Genomic DNA, 19,005 nt, shown 5'->3' with positions numbered 1-19,005 from the left:
CGTGGAACATTTCAGGCCGCATTCCTCGCCATCATGCGTATTGCTGCTATTCTCCTCGCTGCCGGTTCCGGCAGCCGCTATACCGCTTCAGGCGGGTCCGAAACGCCTAAGCAGTATGTTCAGCTGGCCGGTGCTCCGGTCATCTGGCATGCCGCCAGGGCATTGTTGCCTCATGTGCACTGCCTTCTGCCTGTGGGTGACAAAGCCCGGCTGAGCGAAGTGCTCGACGAGCTTGATGTTCTCCCTCCTGTTGATGGTGGCGCAACCCGGCAGGCCAGCGTTCGTGCTGGTCTTGAGGCTCTTGCCGCTCTCCCGGCAGAGCAGCGTCCTGATGTCGTGCTGGTTCATGACGGGGCCCGTCCTTACGTTACAGAGACACTTATTCATACTGTTGTGCAGGCGCTGGCTGATAAACCCGGTGCAATACCTGCCGTGCCTGTTGCCGACACGCTGAAGCGCGAGCATGGCGGTCTGATTGCAGACACCGTGCCGCGGGAGCATTTATTTCGTGCTCAGACCCCGCAGGGCTTTCATTTCGAAACGTTTCTCGATCTGCACCGTGCCGCAGCCGGAACAGATGCTACCGATGATGCCAGGCTGCTTGAAGATGCCGGCCTGAAGGTTGCTCTGGTGCGCGGTGATGAAGATAATATCAAGCTGACATATAAGGATGATCTCATGCGTCTTGAACGACTGGTAGGCCAGACCCTTCTGCCGCGTGTGGGCATGGGTTACGATGTGCATGCTTTTGAAGAGGGTCGGCCTCTTATCCTGTGTGGTATTACTGTGCCACATACGAAAGGTCTTGCTGGCCATTCAGATGCTGATGTGGGCATTCATGCTTTGTGTGATGCTATTTATGGTGCCCTGGCTGAGGGTGATATTGGTCGTCATTTCCCACCTTCGCAGAATGAGTGGAAAGATGCTGACAGTGCACGCTTTTTAATTCATGCAGGGCAGCGTATCCGCGATCGTGGCGGCAGGCTGGTCAATGTTGACCTGACACTCATTTGTGAGCGCCCGAAAATTGGCCCGCATGCTGAGGCTATGAGGGCCAGGCTGGCAGAACTCCTTGAGGTTGAAGTCAGCCGCATATCAGTTAAGGCAACCACATCTGAACGTCTGGGTTTTACCGGTCGTGAAGAAGGTATTGCCTGCACCGCGGCGGTTTCTGTTCTTATTCCCGAATAAGATGTGTTAGGCTGGCCCCTGAGGCCGGTGGTAGACTAAGTTTGCAAGGCAGCAGTCCGATGTTACGTCCTATTGATCTTGGTGGTGTCCTTATTGAGACGCCGGTTATTCTGGCGCCTATGTCTGGTGTGACAGATCTGCCGTTTCGTAAGCTGGCCCGTCAGCTTGGGGCAGGGCTGGTTGTTTCTGAAATGATTGCCTCGTGGGCAATGGTGCGTGAGAATGACAATACACTGCGTATGGCAGAGGTTGTTGAATCAGGCGGTCCTAATGCTGTGCAGCTTGCCGGGTGTGACCCCGTTGCTATGGCCGAGGCCGCTCGTATTGCTGTAGGCCGTGGCGCTGATCTGATTGATATTAACTTTGGCTGCCCGGTAAAAAAGGTTGCTGTCGGGCAGATGGCTGGCTCAGCGCTGATGCGTGATGAGGCAGGGGCGGCGCGTCTGCTTGAGGCAACAGTTAAAGCTGTTAATGTGCCCGTAACCCTGAAGATGCGTATGGGCTGGGATCATCAGAGTCTCAATGCTCCCGTTCTGGGTCGTATCGCTCAGGAAGCAGGTATCAGAATGCTGACCGTGCATGGCCGCACACGTCAGCAGTTTTACAATGGGACCGCAGACTGGGCTTTTGTGCGTAAAGTTAAAGAGGCTGTTACACTCCCGGTTATTGTTAATGGTGATATTCTGACATCTGATGATGCCCGCGAAGCTATGGCTCAGTCAGGCGCAGATGGTGTGATGATCGGTCGTGGCTGTTATGGCCGCCCGTGGTTCCTGGCGCAGGTGGCGCACTCTCTGCGTTACGGGCAGGAGGTTGCGGACCCGACATTGCCGGCGGAAAAAGCTATTGTCCTTCAGCATTACAATATGATGCTTGAGCATTTTGGTGAGCGTCCCGGGCTCAGGCTCGCGCGCAAACATGTCTCCTGGTATTCTGCAGGTCTGCGACACTCTGCCGGGTTCAGAGCAGCATTTAACCGTGTGGATAATGCACCTGAAGCTATTCGTATGATTACTGAATTTTATGATCATATGATTGACACTAATGCTGTCCGGGAGCCGAGAAGCTCACGTCATGCAGAGGTAACCACATGTGCTGCATAAGCATGATGCAGGCTGTGTGAACGGGAATGGCCGGAGACCAGATCAGAACGCCTGCTGAAGCTGCCTATCTTCTTGATGTTATGCCCGTTCCTTTGCTTGAGGTGGGAGCAGAGAACGAGATAACGTTTGCTAACGCAGCAGCAGAAGAGTTTTTTGCAACCTCGCGTCGTCAGCTTTGTCAGCGGACGCTGCAGGAGCTGACAGGGCAGGATCATCCTCTGTTAGAACTCGTTGCAGCGTTACGCAGAGAGCATTGCAGAATTACAGAGTATGACCTGACCTTTCATTCTCACCGTTTTCATTATGAAGGCGTTACAGTATTTGCTTCGGATGTGCCCGACCGTGAGGGGGCGGTAGTGCTGACGTTTCATACGTCTCCGATGGTGAGGAATCTCGATCAGCAAACGCTTTTGCGCTCGGCCGCCCGTAGTATTTCGGGTCTGGCAGATGTGCTGGTGCAGGAGGTACGTAATCCTCTTTCCGGGATTAGAGGAGCAGCCCAGCTTTTGTCAGAAAATGTTGCTGCAACAGATGTGAAGCTGACAAAGCTGATTTGCGATGATGTTGACCGGATTGACGCTCTTGTCGAGCGTTTGTCGGCATTTACTGAAACATCATCTGAATACCGGCTTGTTAATGTACATCGTATTCTTGAACATGTGCGACAGCTGGCAGTGAAAGATTTTGCGGCTGAAATTATAATCTCAGAGCATTATGACCCGTCTTTGCCTTATGTCTGGGGAAGTCGTGATCAGTTTGAACGGATGTTTCTGAATCTTTTAAAAAATGCTGCTGAGTCTGTCAGGCGCAATAAGGGTGCCGGAAAAATTATTTTCGAGACACGCTATGAGCCCGGGGTCGGACGTATTTTGCCCGGCACGTCGCGCTGGCGGCATTTGCCCCTGGTGGTGAGTGTGTGTGATACGGGAGCCGGCGTTTGCGAGACAACGCGCAACCATTTATTTGAACCATTTTCAGATAAAGAGGCGGGTGATTACGGCTTACATCTGGCCTATGCCAGTAAGGTCACAGATGATCACGGGGGCATGATAGACGTAGAAAGTCGTCATAACTTCACAAAAATTAAAATCTACCTGCCTGCAGCTTCAGAGTCGCAAAAGTAGTTTTTTTTGCTATCGTGACGATGAAAATATAAAATACTGAGTGTCTGAACTTTTATGCCTTCTCTTCCCACCATTCTTATTGCAGATGATAACAGCTCAGTTCGTACCGTTCTGGGGCAGGCTCTGGGTCGGGCCGGATATCAGGTGCAGTTTTCCTCTGATGCAACTCTTGTTCTGCAGTGGGCAGAGGACGGAGAGGGTGATCTTGTTATCGCTGATGTGACTTTGCCTGACGCGAGTGATCTGACGCTTCTGAAGCGTATCAGGGCCGCTCGCCCTGATCTGCCGCTTATTGCTATAGGCTCAAGCCAGTCGGCAATGACAGCCGTGCAGATGGCACAATGTGGTGTAGCTGATTATCTTGTTAAGCCTTTTGATCTTGAGCATATGCTTAAGGCAGTCAGGTCGGCACTTTTATCTCCGGCATTATCAGCGGGTGATGTGTCTTCTGGCGATAATCTGCCCGAACAGAGACTGGTTGGAGAATCTGCAGCCATCAAAAATGTGCGTCAGATGATAAGCCGGCTTAAAATGTCAGGTCTGCCTGTTGTTATCACGGGTGAAAGCGGCACAGGTAAGGCACTTCTGGCACGCCTGATGCATGATAACAGTGCGCGCAGAGATAAGCCGTTTGTCACGGTTAATAAAACAGTCTTATCTTTAGCCGGAAGCTCAGAGCTCTGCAAAAGTGAGGATGGCGACTGGCGTGACTGCCTGAAACAGGCAACGGGCGGCACCTTATTTGTTGATGAAGTCAGTGAAATTCCTTCAGAGTTTCAGCTTGGTCTTTTACAGTTTTTGCATGAGCAGGAAGCCGCATCGGCAGCGGGTTTATCCCATGCCGCGGGATATACTCAGGTTATTACAGCTACGCGTTATGATCTGCGTCAGGCTGTGCGAAGCGGCCTGTTTCGTGAGGATTTATATTACAGGCTTAATGTCGTTCCTGTTTATTTGCCGCCGTTGCGTGAACGGGCTGAAGATATAGCATCGCTTGTGGCGTATTTCTTTGCCCGTTATCAGTCAGAAAACCAGTCGTCTGAACTCGATACGCAGGCGCTTGCGTGTTTGCAGGGGTTACACTGGCCTGGTAACGTGCGTGAGCTTGAAAATGTTGTCCGCCGTATTCTGACACTTTACCCGGATGATATGATTACCCGCGATATTGTTGAAGCAGCACTTTCAGAAACGCTGAATAATACGGGGGACGAAATAAATGCATCTGATGATAATGGGTCATTTTCAGATGTCATTTCAGGTTATATCCTGCATTATCTGAAAGCTGAACGGGAGGGAGTGCCTGTGAATGACTTATATGCGCGGGTTATTTCAGAGGTAGAGAAACCTCTTATTCAGCTGACATTAGCCGAAACGCGCGGTAATCAGATAAAGGCTGCTACAATGCTGGGGCTTAACCGCAATACACTGCGTAAAAAAATACGAGAGCTTGAAATCCCTGTTATCCGGTTTCCGGGCTGATACTCTCTGATGAAACAGTGGCTCTCTCATTGTCATGAATGGCTGCTTAAAACGCGCCTCATATGGCTTTTGCGCTCTCTTGAACGGAAAAGCGTTGCTCTGACGCTTGCAGCTCTGGCTCTTGTCCTGGGGCTTGCGACATTTGTGGTGCTGTCTGCGGGCATGTCCCTTGGGCACTATATGGTCATTGAGCCGCTTGTCGTTATTCTCAACGCTTTTGTTTTATGTCTGCTACTGGCGGCTTTACTGATGCGTGCCGGCCCCATGCTGATGGAACATCGCAAAGGGCTGGCAGGAGCGCGCCTGCATGTCAGGCTTGTAACGTTATTTGGTATTGTTGCTGTTGCACCAACACTGGTTGTCGGGATTTTTGCAACTTTATTTTTTCATTTTGGTATTCAGATCTGGTTTTCCGACCGTGTAAATACAGCACTGAATGAGGCACTCGAAGTCTCGCGGGGCTACCTTAAAGAACATAATGCCAATATCCGCACCGATGCATTTTCTCTGGCAAACTATATTACCAGCGCACAAAATGAGCTGACTGCAAATGGTATGAACCTTTTGCAAAATAGCAGCGAACTGAGTGAGATGCTTGATAGTCAGGCCACAATTCGTGGTTTGACTGAAGCACTGGTTTATGACCCGATTACGAATAAGGTTGTGGCGGCAGGCGGGCTGATGAGCCGCACAGGATACCAGAAAGACCTTCCTCCGCCAGCTGCGACAGCGATGGCGCGGACCAGTGATGTGGCTATTCTCGATTCACCTGACCAGCGAACAGTCAGAGCTGTGGTTGAACTTTCGCAGACACCCGCTCTGATGCTTGTTATTACCCGCCTGGTGGATCCGAGTATTCTTGAGCATATGCACCGGACAGAAGGGGTGCTGGCTGACTACAGACGTCTTAATGCCAATAAAGCCAAAATTCAGCTGACATTTATTCTGATTTTTGCCCTCGTTGCATTACTTGTCCTGGCTGCTGCGGCCCTGATCGGCCTGGCTCTGGCGAATCAGATTGCCCGGCCACTGAGTTTACTGATTCTTGCCGCGAGAAGGATCAGTGAAGGAGATCTTGCCGTACATGTGCCTGAGGCAGACCGTGATGATGAGGTCAGCAGCCTTTCACGTGCGTTTAACCGCATGACAGAGCAGCTGGCCAGTCAGCGTGCTGAACTTATGGTAGCTTATGGTCAGATTAATGAGCGACGCCGCTTTACTGAAGCCGTTTTGTCCGGTGTGTCAGCCGGGGTGATCGGCCTTGATGTTGAACAGCGTATTGAGCTGCCTAACCGTGCGGCCAGCCTGTTGCTTGAAACAGATATGATGAATGCGATCGGAGAGCCGCTTTCGCTCCGTGTGCCTGAATTTTCTGAGATTTTATCAGAAGTGGGCAGCACGACAGAAAATGTTATTACACGTGAGCTGCAAATCGGGCCGCCCGCTAAAAGGCGTACATTACTTGTACGGGTTGGCGCCGAGATGCGTGATCAGGTGGCAGAGGGTTACGTTATTACGTTTGATGACATTACAGCGCTTCAGCAGGCACAACGTAAAGCCGCCTGGGCGGATGTCGCAAGGCGTATCGCCCATGAAATCAAGAATCCCCTGACTCCTATTCAGCTCGCAGCTGAACGACTTAAGCGTCGTTTTCTGAAAGAAATTACATCTGACCCGGAGACATTTGCGCAATGTGCTGACACTATAGTGCGTCAGGTCGGTGATATCGGGCGGATGGTGGATGAGTTCTCGGCATTTGCACGTATGCCGCAGCCAGCCATGCGTGATGAGGATTTGTCGCGTATTATCCGTGAGGTTTTGATTCTTCAGCGTAATGCACATGTAGAAATCACCTACAATGTCACTTTGCCTGAGCGGGGGCCGGTTGTGCGCTGTGACCGCCGTCTGATCAGCCAGGCTTTGATTAACCTTTTACAGAATGCGGCAGATGCCATTGCCATGACGCCAAAACAAGGCGATGTTGATAATAATGAAGAAGACGAAGGTGGAGCAGGTGAGATATGTATTGCTATCGAAATGAAAGCAGAAACGGTTGAGATTTTAGTGATAGATAATGGTGCGGGACTTCCCTCCGGCGACAGGGACCGTCTGACTGAACCTTATGTAACTCATAAGGCCAAAGGGACAGGGCTGGGGCTGGCAATAGTCAAGAAAATTATGGAAGATCATGGAGGTCTTATACACCTTCAGGACCGAGCAGAGGGAAGAGGAACTGTGGCTACTCTGATTTTACCGGTGAAAGATTCTTATGGCTCATGAAATCCTGATTGTTGATGACGAACCCGATATCAGAATGCTGGTGGAGGGGATTCTTGAAGATGAAGGGTACACAACCCGGGTCGCAGGTAATTCTGATGCTGCCATTCAGGCTTTTCGTAGCCGCAGGCCAGCTCTGGTTATTCTGGATGTGTGGTTGCAGGGGTCAAAACTCGACGGGCTGGGCATTCTCAGTCTCTTACAGGCCGAAGATTCTTCAGTGCCGGTTATTATGATTTCTGGTCATGGCACCATTGAGACAGCCGTTGCAGCTCTTCAGCATGGTGCTTACGATTTTATAGAAAAACCTTTTCAGGCTGATCGTCTTCTGGTTGTTGTCCGGCGGGCTATCGAGGCTGCACGTCTTACCAAAGAGAATGAAGAGCTTCGTTTGCGTGCAGGGCAGGAAGCTGAGTTATTTGGCAACAGCGTTCTGATCGCGGCTATCAGAAGTCAGATTGAGCGTGTTGCGCCTACAGGCTCCAGAGTGTTGATTACGGGCGCCCCAGGTGCGGGCAAAGAGGTTGCCGCGCGTATGATCCACGCCCGTTCCCGGCGTGCTGATGGTCCGTTTATTGTGCTTAACTGCGCGACTATGGCGCCCGAACGTTTTGAGGGCGAGCTGTTTGGCATAGAAGGCGCAGCCGATGGTACCGGTCGGCGTATCGGTGTCCTTGAGCGCGCACATGGCGGTACTCTGCTGCTTGACGAGGTGGCAGATATGCCGCTCGAAACACAGGGTAAAATTGTCAGAGCCTTGCAGGATCAGACTTTTGAACGGGTTGGCGGTTCCACCCGGGTGAAAGTTGATATTCGTGTTCTCGCTACGACGAACCGTGACCTCCAGGCCGGCATTACAGCCGGGCGTTTTCGTGAGGACCTGTATTATCGTCTGGCTGTTGTGCCTTTGCGCATGCCGGCCCTGCGTGAGCGACGGGATGATATTCCTGGTCTGGCGATGCTTTTTCTGCACAGGGCTGCAGAGCTTGCAGGGCTGCCTCAGCGTGAGCTTTCTGCCGATGCTGTAGCTGCTTTGCAGGCTTATGAGTGGCCGGGCAATATTCGTGAGCTGCGCAATCTGATGGAGCGTGTGCTGATCATGCTGCCGGGAAATACGACAGAGCCTATCCGTGCAGAAATGCTTCCCTCAACGGTGGGGGAGGGGGCGCCGGCTTTGCTAAAATTCGATGCCTCAGCAGATGTCATGAGCCTGCCGTTACGTGAGGCGCGTGATATGTTCGAGACACAGTACCTGCAGGCGCAGTTACTTCGTTTTGGGGGAAATATTAGTCGTACAGCGATTTTTGTTGGGATGGAGCGTAGTGCTTTACATCGCAAACTGAAACAACTTGGTGTAACATCAGAAGATCGTGGATCAGCATGAGAGCTGTCATGATAAAGAAAATGTTTCCAGGGTTATAATAAAAAAAGAGAACAGGGCCTCTGAAAATGGAAAAAGAAACTGGCTGCAATGTGCAGGATGCTTTTTTAAGTCAGATAAGGCGTTCACGCGCCTCTGTGACAATCTTTCTGGTGAATGGTGTCAAACTTCAGGGTAATATTACATGGTTTGACGAAACAACAGTTCTTCTGAAGCGTGATGATCAGACACAGCTGATCTATAAACATGCGATCAGCACAGTTATGCCCTCTGTGCCGGTGAATGTTTTTGAAACGGCAGAAGAACCCGTATCCTCTGATAAAGAAATGTTTTTGCGTGACGACTTCCTCTGAAACAAAACCCGCAGCCGTACGCGGCGCTGTTATTCTGCCCTGGCTGCGTGCCACTCAGGAGCAGGACGTCAGAGCCGCTGAAGCACGTCTCGATGAGGCTGTGGGGTTAGCTGCTTCTATTAACCTGGTTATTGTAAGGCAGGCAGTTTTACTGCTGCGCACCCGCAGAGCAGCGACTCTCCTGGGTGTTGGTCAGGTTGAATCTCTGAAAGAGGCAGTTAAGGCTGACCGTATTGATGTTGTGGTTATTGATGCCCGTCTCACACCAGGGCAGCAGCGTAACCTTGAGCGTGAATGTGGCTGTAAAGTTATTGACCGTACTGGTCTGATTCTTGATATTTTTGGTGCGAGGGCTGCAACAAAGGAGGGGACGCTTCAGGTCGAGCTGGCGCACCTTGAATACCAGCGCTCACGTCTTGTCAGGTTATGGACTCACCTTGAACGTCAGCGTGGTGGGTTTGGCTTTCTCGGTGGCCCTGGTGAGACACAGGTTGAAGCTGATCGTCGTATGATCGGTGACCGGATCGTCAGGCTAAAAAAAGAACTCGAGCAGGTACGCCGCACCCGGGGGCTGCACCGGCAGGCCCGCAAGAGAGTGCCATTTCCTGTTGTGGCTCTTGTCGGATATACGAACGCCGGTAAATCGACATTGTTTAATGCCCTGACCGGCGCCGCTGTTTATGCTCAGGACCAGTTGTTTGCAACGCTCGACCCGACGATGCGGGCGATTACCCTGCCGTCTGGCCGGCGTGTTATCCTGTCTGACACGGTGGGCTTCATTAGCGATCTTCCGACCGAGCTGATAGCTGCCTTTCGCGCAACGCTGGAAGAAGTGTCTGAAGCTGATATTATTTTGCACGTACGTGATATCGCCCATCCGGACAGCTCTGCTCAGAAAAAAGACGTTTATGGCGTACTTAATGGTATGGCCCAGAGTGGGATGATAGAGCCCGACTGGAGCAATCGTACTATCGAGGTGATGAACAAAGCCGACCTTATGGGTGGGCCCGAGGCTTTTCCTGAAACAGAAGAGACGGTTGCGATTTCAGCCATAACGGGTGATGGCCTGCCACAGCTGATGGCTCTGATCGACAGGCATATCACAACGGCTATGATCCTCGTGCGTTATGAGATCCCTCTGGCTGAAGGTGCTGCCTCTGCCTGGTTGTATCAGCATGGAGAGGTCACAGAACGTGAAGATGGTGAGGAACGTATGACACTGACCGTACGTTTACAGCCACAGGATCGCGCACGTTTTGAAATGCAGTTTCGTCACATTCTGGCTGAAGTGCCGTAGCCGGATCGTCAAAAGTGAGAATAGCTGTTGTCGGTGCCGGGGCGGTAGGATGTTATAGCGGTGCCCTCCTGGCGCGGGCAGGCTATGATGTGACGCTGGTCACCCGACCTGCACAGGCTGCTCTTATTCAGGCTCGTGGTATCTTGCTGGAAGAGGGTGGTAAAAAACACACTATCCGGCTTAAAGCGGTTTCTGACAGTCAGTGCCTTCCTGTAGCCGATCTGGTCTGGTCAGTGTTAAGGTCGGAGATAATGCAGCTGCTGCACCGCTGGTGCTGAGCCTGCTCGGCAAGGATACTGTTATTCTGAGTATGCAGAATGGTGTCGATACTGCAGCGCAGCTGAGTGAGCTGACTGGCTGCGAGGTTTTACCCTCTGCACTTTATATTGCTGTTGACAGGGTTGAACCTGGCCACGTTGTGCACCGTGGTGGTCATCATATTATGCTGGGAAGCGGCAAGGGGAGCAGGCTGGCAGCTGCGGCCTTAAACCGTGCAGCCCCCCTGAAGGCTGAGATATCGCAGGATATACCATCAGTATTATGGGAAAAGCTGACAGTAAACTGCGTATATAATGCCCTTTCGGCCATTACCCTGATGCCTTATGCGGCTTTTGGGGAAACAGATGGTGCGGGTGCTGTAATTCAGATGGTTCTGGAAGAATGCCGTGTTGTTGCCCAGGCCTGCGGAGTGACACTCCCTGCGGATATGACGCAGAGGCTCCACCAGATTATACAGCATATGCCCACGCAGAAATCTTCAGCTGCACAGGATGTTATGAAAGGGCGGGCGACCGAAATTGAGTTTATTAATGGCTATATTGTGAGAAAAGCCGGTGAGTATGGTATTGCTGTACCGGTTAATTTTACACTTCTTGTTATTATCAGAATGATTGAAAAACGGCTGGCTCAGGAAAAACTGGTTTAGTCAAATTCTGCCGGCAGATCCGGGCAGGTATGAAAGCGGAAGAGTTTATTAATCTGTCCTGGCAGGACACGTCCTTCAGACAAATTTGCCGGAATTTCGTTTTGTGCAAAAAAGCGTATTTCACTGGTTTCTATGCTGGTTGCAGGCTGGCCTCCGGTAATTTCTCCCAGAAAAAAAAGTTTGGTAACACTGAAGGGCTCAGGTGGCATATGCTGCTGCGTACTGCGGTCGAGTGCCATAACCAGTCTGGTTATTCTGACCTCATAACCTGTTTCTTCAAAGACCTCTTTTGCGGCATTCTGAGCAGGTGTGTAGTTTGTGTCGGCCCAGCCTCCGGGAATAGTCCAGCGGTTTTTATCGAGAATTTCGCGTACCATCAGTATACGCCCCTGCTCATCAAAAATACCCGCCCGCACTTCGAGTTTAGGCGTGGCATAACCCTGCTGACCTGCAAAAAGAGAGGCGATCTTTACTTCAGAGTCATCACAGCCTGTGGCCATGATATGTGCGGCAAGCTTACGTAAGGTTTCATATCGCTCGCGGTCAAACGGGTCTTTGGCATAAGTGAGGCCTGTCTGAGAAATAGCCTGAATATCACGCGCCCAGAGAAGCCATGCCGGTTCAGTCATTGTTTATTCTCCTTTTGCTGGCTGATTTATATAAAAAAACGGGGGAGCTTTCACTCCCCCGTCGCAGACTTATATCAAAGCCGCCGGATTATGCGTCAATCTTTGTCGCACTCTCATGGTTTATCAGCAGGCTGTCACCATTCGCTGAGACAGGAATAGTCTGCCCGTCATGAATGCTACCCTGAAGTAAAAGCTCAGCCAGAGGGTTTTGCAGGCTGCGCTGCACAACCCGTTTAAGCGGACGTGCACCATAGACCGGGTCATACCCTTCGTTAGCCAGCCAGGCATGAGCCAGATTATCAAGAGACAGCGTTATTTTGCGGTCATCAAGCAGCTTTTGCAGGCGTGCAATCTGGATATCAACGATCTGAGCCATGTCTGCTTTTTGCAGACGTGAGAACAGAATAATCTCATCCAGACGGTTGAGGAACTCAGGGCGGAAGTGATCGCGTACAATCTTCATCACGCTGGCATGAACAAGGTCAGTTGATTCACCATCTGGCTGGTTTGCCAGCAGTTCAGACCCGAGATTGCTTGTCAGAATGATAATTGTATTGCGGAAATCAACTGTGCGTCCCTGACCATCTGTCAGGCGGCCGTCGTCAAGCACCTGCAGCAGAATGTTAAAGACATCCTGATGAGCTTTTTCAACTTCGTCGAACAGAATAACCTGGTAAGGTCTGCGGCGCACAGCTTCTGTCAGCACACCACCTTCCTCATAGCCGATATATCCCGGAGGGGCACCGACCAGACGTGAGACAGCATGCTTTTCCATGAATTCGCTCATATCAATGCGAAGCAGAGCTTTTTCATCATCAAAGAGGAAGCGTGCCAGAGCTTTTGAAAGCTCGGTTTTGCCTACACCGGTTGGCCCAAGGAACAAAAACGAACCGATAGGGCGATTAGGGTCCTGCAGGCCTGCACGAGCACGCCGTACGGCATCAGAAACAGCTTTGAGAGCGGCTTCCTGACCGATAACAGAACGGCGCAGTTCATCTTCCATACGCAGCAATTTGGCACGTTCACCTTCAAGCATGCGGTCGACAGGCACGCCAGTCCAGCGCGAGACAACAGCCGCCACGCTCTGGTCAGTAACAGCCTGCGAGACGAGATCGCTTTTGCTGCTTTCGGCTTCTTCCTGCTGGGCTGTGGCAATTTTTGCCTGAAGGTCAGGGATGACACCATACATCAGCTCAGAAGCTTTGCCGAGGTTGCCTGTGCGCTGTGCGACCTCAACGTCAGAGCGTGCCTGGTCAAGCTGCTCCTGCAGCTTCTGCACAGCCTGAACACGTTCTTTTTCTGCATGCCAGGTGGCGCTCATGGCATCTGACTGCTCTTCAAGTTCAGTCAGCTCCAGTTCAACAGCTTCAAGACGCTCTTTGCTGGCTGTATCATCCTCTTTACGCAAAGCTTCCCGCTCAATTTTGAGCTGGATGATACGACGGTCGAGTTCGTCAAGTTTCTCAGGTTTGCTGTCAATCTGCATCCGCAGACGGCTGGCAGCTTCATCAATCAGGTCGATTGCTTTATCTGGCAGAAAACGGTCAGTAATATAGCGGTTTGACAGCGTTGCGGCAGAAACAATAGCCCCATCGGTTATCCTTACACCGTGATGGAGTTCGTATTTCTCTTTAATACCACGCAGAATAGAGATGGTATCAGCCACTGATGGCTCGCCCACAAAAACCGGCTGGAAGCGGCGGGCAAGTGCTGCATCTTTCTCAATATATTTGCGATATTCATCCAGTGTTGTCGCGCCGATACAATGCAGCGTGCCACGAGCCAGCTCAGGTTTGATCAGGTTCGAGGCATCCATTGCGCCATCGGTCCGCCCGGCGCCAACGAGAGTATGCATTTCGTCGATGAAGAGGATAACCTCGCCTTCGGCACTTTCAATTTCTTTCAGTACAGCTTTAAGGCGCTCTTCAAATTCACCACGAAATTTTGCGCCGGCAACCAGAGCGCCGAGATCAAGCGAAAGCAGCTTTTTGTTTTTAAGGGCTTCAGGCACGTCACCATTGACGATACGCTGGGCAAGCCCTTCTACAATAGCTGTTTTACCAACGCCTGGCTCACCGATCAGAACCGGATTGTTTTTGCTGCGGCGGGCCAGAACCTGAATGGCGCGACGAATTTCTTCATCACGACCAATAACCGGGTCGAGTTTGCCTGCCTGTGCAACAGCAGTGACGTCACGTGCGTATTTTTTAAGCGCATCAAAGCCGGCTTCAGCATTTTCGCTGGTTACGGTGCGCCCTTTGCGGATTGCCGCGACGGCACTTTCAAGCGCAGAGGCAGAGGCGCCGTGTTTTTGCAAAGCCCTGCCTGCGGCTGTATTCGATGCGGCAATGCTGACAAGGAGCCGGTCCTGGGCAACGAAGGAGTCACCTGCTTTTGCAGCAGCCTGTTCAGCGTCATCAAGGAGGCGAATCAGGTCAGGCGTGGCCTGTGGCTGACCAGCCCCACCACCTTCTACACGAGGCAATTTTGCCAGGGCTTCGGTGTTCGAGGCTTTAATCTGTTCAGGGTTGCCGCCAGCAGCGCGGATAAGGGCAGAAGCTGCCCCTTCGTCGTCGTCAAGCATTGCTTTGAGCAGATGCTCAGGAGTCAGCTGCTGGTTAAAATCACGCAGAGCAATGGTCTGTGCAGCCTGTAAAAAGCCTTTTGACCGTTCAGTAAATTTTGCAATATCCATAATATTCCTCTTGTCCCTCTTATCTCAGGCAACTAAAGGCCGTTTCTCACCCCGGTAAGGCAGTGAGGGGATGAATGCTTCACCCATGCTCAGAGATTGGCACCCTCATTTCAACAATCAAGAGCTGTAAGAACAAAATGTTAATATTTTAGGCATTTATGTTAAAAAATATGAAACTGATTGATATTAATGTGTTGAGTGAAATTATTTAATACTGCCACCCTGCTATATAGGCTGGAGGATGGCAGTATTAATGCGTTAAAAAATATTATTTTTTAACAACGGGCTGGCGCGTTTGCCTGAGGTTTTTAATGAAGTTATCATCAACGTTAAGATGCCCCTTAACCAGGTGAGGCGGGGTCAGAGCCAGCCAGTTATTGAGCGAAATATCTTTATATTTATCAGTGTGAAAGACATTGATGACGCGCAGAGGCTCATCGCCAATATTTTCAATATAATGCGCTAATGTTCTTGGCACATACCCGACATCACCAGGGACGAAGTCAAAGGTCCGGGCATTATTAACCGCATCAAATACCGTCATGCGCGCTTTGCCACTGATATAATATTGCAGCTCGTCAGCATCGGGGTGCCAGTGAACCTCGCGCAGAGCGCCAGGATCGAGATCAATGAAAAGTGCAGCGAGGCTGGTAACATCGAAATTGCGTGAGTCGACAACCTGTGTTGCGCCACCCGGATAGGCAGTCGGTGGCACCTGAGAGGCACGGAAAACATATTTATCAGTATAGGTTACGGCGCCCAGTTCTTTACGCACCTGCTCAAGCGGCGGGGGAACAGGCTGACGAAAAATATATTTTTCGCTGGCAGGAATATTGTTAAATGCGGCTTCTGGCAGGCCAAAGTTTTTCGCCAGTACCTCGCGGGGAATGTGAGCAAACAGCTCGGTAACAAGCAGTGTCTGGTTTTCGGAGAAATTGCCATCATTGAAAACAAGAACGAACTCTGTGCCTTCTTCCAGCCCCTGAATAGCGTGAGGGAAGCCAGCCGGTGCAAACCACAGATCTCCGGGTTCAAGATCTTCAATCAGTGTCTGACGCTGGTCATCAATCAGGTAAAAACGCACTTTACCTTTCAGCACATAAGCCCACTCAGCTTCTTTATGCCAGTGCATTTCGCGTACAACGCCGGGGGGGAGGCGCATGTTGACGATAGCCAGCTCTTTAAGAGCACCCATTTCACGGCATGTGACTTCACGTGCCCATCCGCCATCTTCAAGGCGGTTATGTGCCATCGCGAAGGGGAATTTCAGGTTGGGCAGGCCTCCGTTATCGGTCGCAGGTGGCAGGAAAATATCCGGGTTCTGAAGTTCAACTTCCGGGTTGCGCGGGCCTGCAATATCAGCGCCTTTAGAACCTCTGACTGGTTGTTTGAGTTCTGTCATGAAGATAATCCTTTACGATGTGACCTGTAACGGGGTTACAGACCTGTTTTCAGGTGAGAAATGACAGGAAAAAGAGGCCTGATTATTTATACGAACGTGGCCCCTGACGTTGGATCTGAAGTTTTCCGACGATTTTTTGCTATGAGAGCAACTAAAAGAAGAGAAAACGTTGCGATAATTAAAGAAGCATTATCTTTAACTATTTTATCGATGTAGAAACCTAAAGCACCTCCGGAGGCAAATCCTAATAAAACAAAAAAGAAAATGCCTGACCACATCAGGTTGGATTCACCGTTGATGCCGTCTTTTTTGAAAAAACTTTGTGCCAGAAAATTAAAGGCCATCTGCACAACAAAGGTAACTGCGACGTTGCCGTAGAGCATGCCATGATCTTTATGAAAAGCATTGCCCTGCATACCGGCAACAAAGCTGATAGCCAGTGCCAGCACTTCAGGGCGAACAATACCATAAAAAGCTGTGGCGCTGATCAGTGCCAGCCCCAGGCACTCACACCATAGTACAATGATTGTGAAGTTACGCCCTTTTGAAAGAAGTGTCGTCATGACAACACCACAGAAGGCGGAGCCGAGACCAAAAGCAATAACAGAGCCAAAGGCAAACCAGAAGGCAGACCAGTCACCCTGTACCAGGCGATACCCAACCTGCACGACGTTACCCGACTGCACGGTAGCAAAGGTCTGTGCATGGTAAAAAGTCCAGGCATTCATCAGACCTGCGCAGAATGCGAGTATAAAGCCTATCCCTCTGTCTTCCATGAGTGGATATTGGTTTTTTCTTAACGTTTCCTGAGAGGAGGCGGCAATCATATCAGTGCTCCAGAAAAGGCCATGAAGATAATCAGCCGCACGATGTAATTGTTTGGTTGCGGAGAATCTTACACTACTGAAAATGTTTGTTTATTGAAAGCCTGATTATATTTTGTCATAAAAATCTTTGTAATGTCAGATAATCAGAGTGTATTTTTTATGAATTTATAAGGGGTTTCTTAAAGGGGAATGTTGCAGAGTGGTATAGTGTCACTGCCAGAGCTGATGACACTCATCATGGATTTTCTTAACATAAGTGGTGTTTTCTGGTGCTGTCATACGAAGCGGCTTCTAACAATTTATGCGAGAAAAAACTGGTTTGGTGAGCTATAAGCGCACTATTTTTTTCTGGTGAAATTTTTCAGGTCAGCACGATATAAAAGCGGCACCTGAGGGGAGCAGATAAACTTCCCTTCTGTCAGGTGCCTTATGCGTCAGATCATATTCTCAGTGATTTTTTTAACTGTTCAGCCGTAATGTGAAAAGCACTGTATCTTAACCCGGGGGCTGGGTAACAGGTGGCGGAGATTTATGCTCAGGGTCTGAAAATCTGGGTACCCGGCCGTGATGCCCAAAATTGACCAGGCGTGCTTCTGCCAGATGTATTTTGCCAAACAGATCAATACGTATCAGCAGCATCGCGCAGATTGCACCGATAAAAGGGGCGGTCAGATAGATCCAGAAATGATGCCATTGCCCGGAGGCCAGAGCTGGCGCGAAACTTCTGGCAAGGTTCGTACTGTTGCCAGAGAGCCAGGCGGTAACCGGGTTCATAAATAAAAAGAAAAAACCGGCAGCCCATGGTGAGAAATATTTAAGAGCCGGGTGCCCCAGAAGCCAGATGATCATAATGACCAGTAAAAAGGTTGTGCCAAATTCTGACATAAAGGGCCATAAAAGCGAGACATCAGGGTTAGGCATTGTAGCAGCAAAGCTAACACTTGCCATCGCTCTGTCCCAGAAGGGAAACAGCGCGCCGGCTCCCATAAGCAGCGCAATGCCCAAACAGGCCCCGATAAGCTGCGCCAGAATATAACCCAGTGTGTCGATCCATGTGAGGCGGCCATACATGTAAAACGCGAGCGAAACAGAAGGGTTAAGGTGTGCACCACTGACTTTGCCAAAGCGCGTATAAGCTGCAATGCCACCTGAAAGGCCAAAACACAGTCCGCATAATGCTGTTTGCAATACGGCATGGCTGGCCAGATGCTGGCCAAGGGGAATATGTGTCGAGAGAAGGAGCGTATTAGAGACAACACCGCAGATGATCAGAACCGCAGTGGCGAGGCTTTCACATCCATAAAGCTTCCAGTGCAGGGGGCGGTCAGGGCGTGGCTGCCCGGCCAGAGGACGATCTTCAGTATGTTTTTTAAAATGCAGAACAGACACAGTACCAGGGGTTCCTTTTGAAAAACTGTTTTACAACGGTTCTGCACAGGCCCGGTGAACGGCTGGTGAAGTATTGACTTTACGGAGGCAGGTGCAGCGGAGCTCCCGTTTAAAGGAAGCTCCTCTGTATTTTACGCAGCGTTCAGCTGTGCTTCAGCAAACTCATAGTTAGCAAGTTTGTCGAGGAAGTTTGTGATGTAGTCAGGACGACGATTGCGGAAGTCGAGGTAGTAAGCGTGCTCCCATACGTCGAGACCCAGCAGTACTTTACCGTGGCCTTCGGCCAGAGGGTTTGAGCCGTTAGCTGTTTTGGTTACAGCCAGTTTGCCGTCTTTACCCAGAACAAGCCATGCCCAGCCAGAACCGAACTGAGAAATAGCAGCCTGTTTGAACTGCTCACGGAAAGCTTCGTCGCTGCCAAAGTCGCTGGCAATTTTAGCAGCCAGTTTTGCAGGTACTTTGCCGCCGGCAGGAGAAAGGTTCTGCCAGAACAGGATGTGGTTCCAGTGCTGACCAGCATTGTTAAATACAGGAGCCTGTGCGGCATCGCCTTTAACAGCCAGGATGATTTCATCCAGAGACTTGCCTTTAAGTTCAGGCTTGGCTTCAACAAAGTTGTTGAGAGCTGTTACATATGCCTGGTGGTGCTTGCCATGATGCAGTTCAAGCGTTTCCTGGCACATGCCGCGAGCAGCAAGCGCATTTGGGGAATAAGGAAGAGCTGGCAGTTCGAAAGCCATTATTTTATACTCCGTCAAAATGAAGGACGGCGGAGTGCCGTGACTACAGAGCTATGAAGCTGAGGCTGACACGTCAAGGGACAGTCCTGGTTAGTGTGCCCCTCAGAACCCTGCCTCACACAGTTGTGCTTATGCTAAATACGGCATTTTCATTCGTTTCAGCGTATGTCACACAGCGTTGTCGAATATTATT

General features: G+C 50.6%; 16 protein-coding genes. 10 read left to right on the top strand and 6 right to left on the bottom strand.

All coding sequences use genetic code 11. The features are described 5' to 3' along the window. Window positions 1-33 precede the first annotated feature (33 nt). The 10 genes from GOB58_RS03430 to GOB58_RS03385 all read left to right on the top strand — a co-directional run bounded on the left by GOB58_RS03430 (window position 34) and on the right by GOB58_RS03385 (window position 11,130). Complete coding sequence (locus tag GOB58_RS03430; RefSeq protein ID WP_173559357.1) at window positions 34-1,191, top strand: bifunctional 2-C-methyl-D-erythritol 4-phosphate cytidylyltransferase/2-C-methyl-D-erythritol 2,4-cyclodiphosphate synthase; 1,158 nt, start codon at window positions 34-36, stop codon at window positions 1,189-1,191. Window positions 1,192-1,250: 59 nt separating this feature from the next. Then, entirely contained in the window at window positions 1,251-2,294 is a 1,044-nt protein-coding gene (gene dusB / locus GOB58_RS03425; RefSeq protein WP_173559356.1) for a tRNA dihydrouridine synthase DusB, read from the top strand. A gap of 26 nt (window positions 2,295-2,320) precedes the next feature. Continuing rightward, window positions 2,321-3,418 carry a two-component system sensor histidine kinase NtrB gene (locus GOB58_RS03420; protein ID WP_173559355.1) on the top strand — a complete coding sequence of 366 codons (1,098 nt, stop codon included), beginning with the start codon at window positions 2,321-2,323 and terminating at the stop codon, window positions 3,416-3,418. Between the two features lie 54 nt (window positions 3,419-3,472). Continuing rightward, entirely contained in the window at window positions 3,473-4,897 is a 1,425-nt protein-coding gene (locus GOB58_RS03415; RefSeq protein ID WP_173559354.1) for a sigma-54-dependent transcriptional regulator, read from the top strand. A gap of 9 nt (window positions 4,898-4,906) precedes the next feature. Continuing rightward, window positions 4,907-7,177: a sensor histidine kinase NtrY-like gene (locus GOB58_RS03410; RefSeq protein ID WP_173559353.1), complete on the top strand. Its 2,271-nt coding sequence runs from the start codon at window positions 4,907-4,909 to the stop codon at window positions 7,175-7,177. Further along, window positions 7,167-8,558 carry a nitrogen assimilation response regulator NtrX gene (gene ntrX, locus GOB58_RS03405; protein ID WP_086554909.1) on the top strand — a complete coding sequence of 464 codons (1,392 nt, stop codon included), beginning with the start codon at window positions 7,167-7,169 and terminating at the stop codon, window positions 8,556-8,558. Before GOB58_RS03410 ends, ntrX begins: the two co-directional genes overlap by 11 nt. A gap of 65 nt (window positions 8,559-8,623) precedes the next feature. Next, window positions 8,624-8,908: an RNA chaperone Hfq gene (gene hfq / locus GOB58_RS03400; RefSeq protein ID WP_086554910.1), complete on the top strand. Its 285-nt coding sequence runs from the start codon at window positions 8,624-8,626 to the stop codon at window positions 8,906-8,908. After that, complete coding sequence (gene hflX, locus GOB58_RS03395) at window positions 8,892-10,205, top strand: GTPase HflX (protein ID WP_233127709.1); 1,314 nt, start codon at window positions 8,892-8,894, stop codon at window positions 10,203-10,205. Before hfq ends, hflX begins: the two co-directional genes overlap by 17 nt. Window positions 10,206-10,219: 14 nt before the next feature. Continuing rightward, the gene (locus GOB58_RS03390) at window positions 10,220-10,483 is read left to right on the top strand and encodes a ketopantoate reductase family protein (protein WP_173559351.1); all 264 of its coding nucleotides are present in this window, start codon (window positions 10,220-10,222) and stop codon (window positions 10,481-10,483) included. Continuing rightward, entirely contained in the window at window positions 10,408-11,130 is a 723-nt protein-coding gene (locus tag GOB58_RS03385) for a ketopantoate reductase family protein (RefSeq protein WP_173559350.1), read from the top strand. Before GOB58_RS03390 ends, GOB58_RS03385 begins: the two co-directional genes overlap by 76 nt. On the opposite strand, the gene GOB58_RS03380 is transcribed toward GOB58_RS03385, so the two are convergent. The 6 genes from GOB58_RS03380 to GOB58_RS03355 all read right to left on the bottom strand — a co-directional run bounded on the left by GOB58_RS03380 (window position 11,127) and on the right by GOB58_RS03355 (window position 18,812). Next, complete coding sequence (locus GOB58_RS03380) at window positions 11,127-11,759, bottom strand: NUDIX hydrolase (RefSeq protein ID WP_173559349.1); 633 nt, start codon at window positions 11,757-11,759, stop codon at window positions 11,127-11,129. The genes GOB58_RS03385 and GOB58_RS03380 overlap by 4 nt on opposite strands. A gap of 88 nt (window positions 11,760-11,847) precedes the next feature. Beyond that, window positions 11,848-14,454: an ATP-dependent chaperone ClpB gene (clpB, locus tag GOB58_RS03375; RefSeq protein ID WP_086554914.1), complete on the bottom strand. Its 2,607-nt coding sequence runs from the start codon at window positions 14,452-14,454 to the stop codon at window positions 11,848-11,850. A 268-nt stretch (window positions 14,455-14,722) separates the two neighbouring features. After that, window positions 14,723-15,856, bottom strand: coding sequence for a cupin domain-containing protein (locus GOB58_RS03370; RefSeq protein ID WP_086554915.1), 1,134 nt, complete (start codon window positions 15,854-15,856; stop codon window positions 14,723-14,725). An 86-nt stretch (window positions 15,857-15,942) separates the two neighbouring features. Beyond that, window positions 15,943-16,683, bottom strand: a complete 741-nt coding sequence (locus GOB58_RS03365; RefSeq protein ID WP_086635559.1) for a YoaK family protein — start codon at window positions 16,681-16,683, stop codon at window positions 15,943-15,945. A 495-nt stretch (window positions 16,684-17,178) separates the two neighbouring features. Continuing rightward, window positions 17,179-18,072, bottom strand: a complete 894-nt coding sequence (locus GOB58_RS03360) for an MIP/aquaporin family protein (RefSeq protein ID WP_086554917.1) — start codon at window positions 18,070-18,072, stop codon at window positions 17,179-17,181. Window positions 18,073-18,203: 131 nt separating this feature from the next. Further along, window positions 18,204-18,812 (bottom strand): superoxide dismutase, encoded by a 609-nt coding sequence (locus GOB58_RS03355; RefSeq protein ID WP_086554918.1) that lies wholly within the window; start codon window positions 18,810-18,812, stop codon window positions 18,204-18,206. Between the last annotated feature and the right edge of the window lie 193 nt (window positions 18,813-19,005).

Source organism: Acetobacter thailandicus (assembly GCF_011516655.1).
Classification (GTDB): domain Bacteria; phylum Pseudomonadota; class Alphaproteobacteria; order Acetobacterales; family Acetobacteraceae; genus Acetobacter; species Acetobacter thailandicus.
The sequence above is the reverse complement of the archived record's forward strand: the minus strand, read 5'-3'. Positions and strand labels throughout refer to the sequence as shown.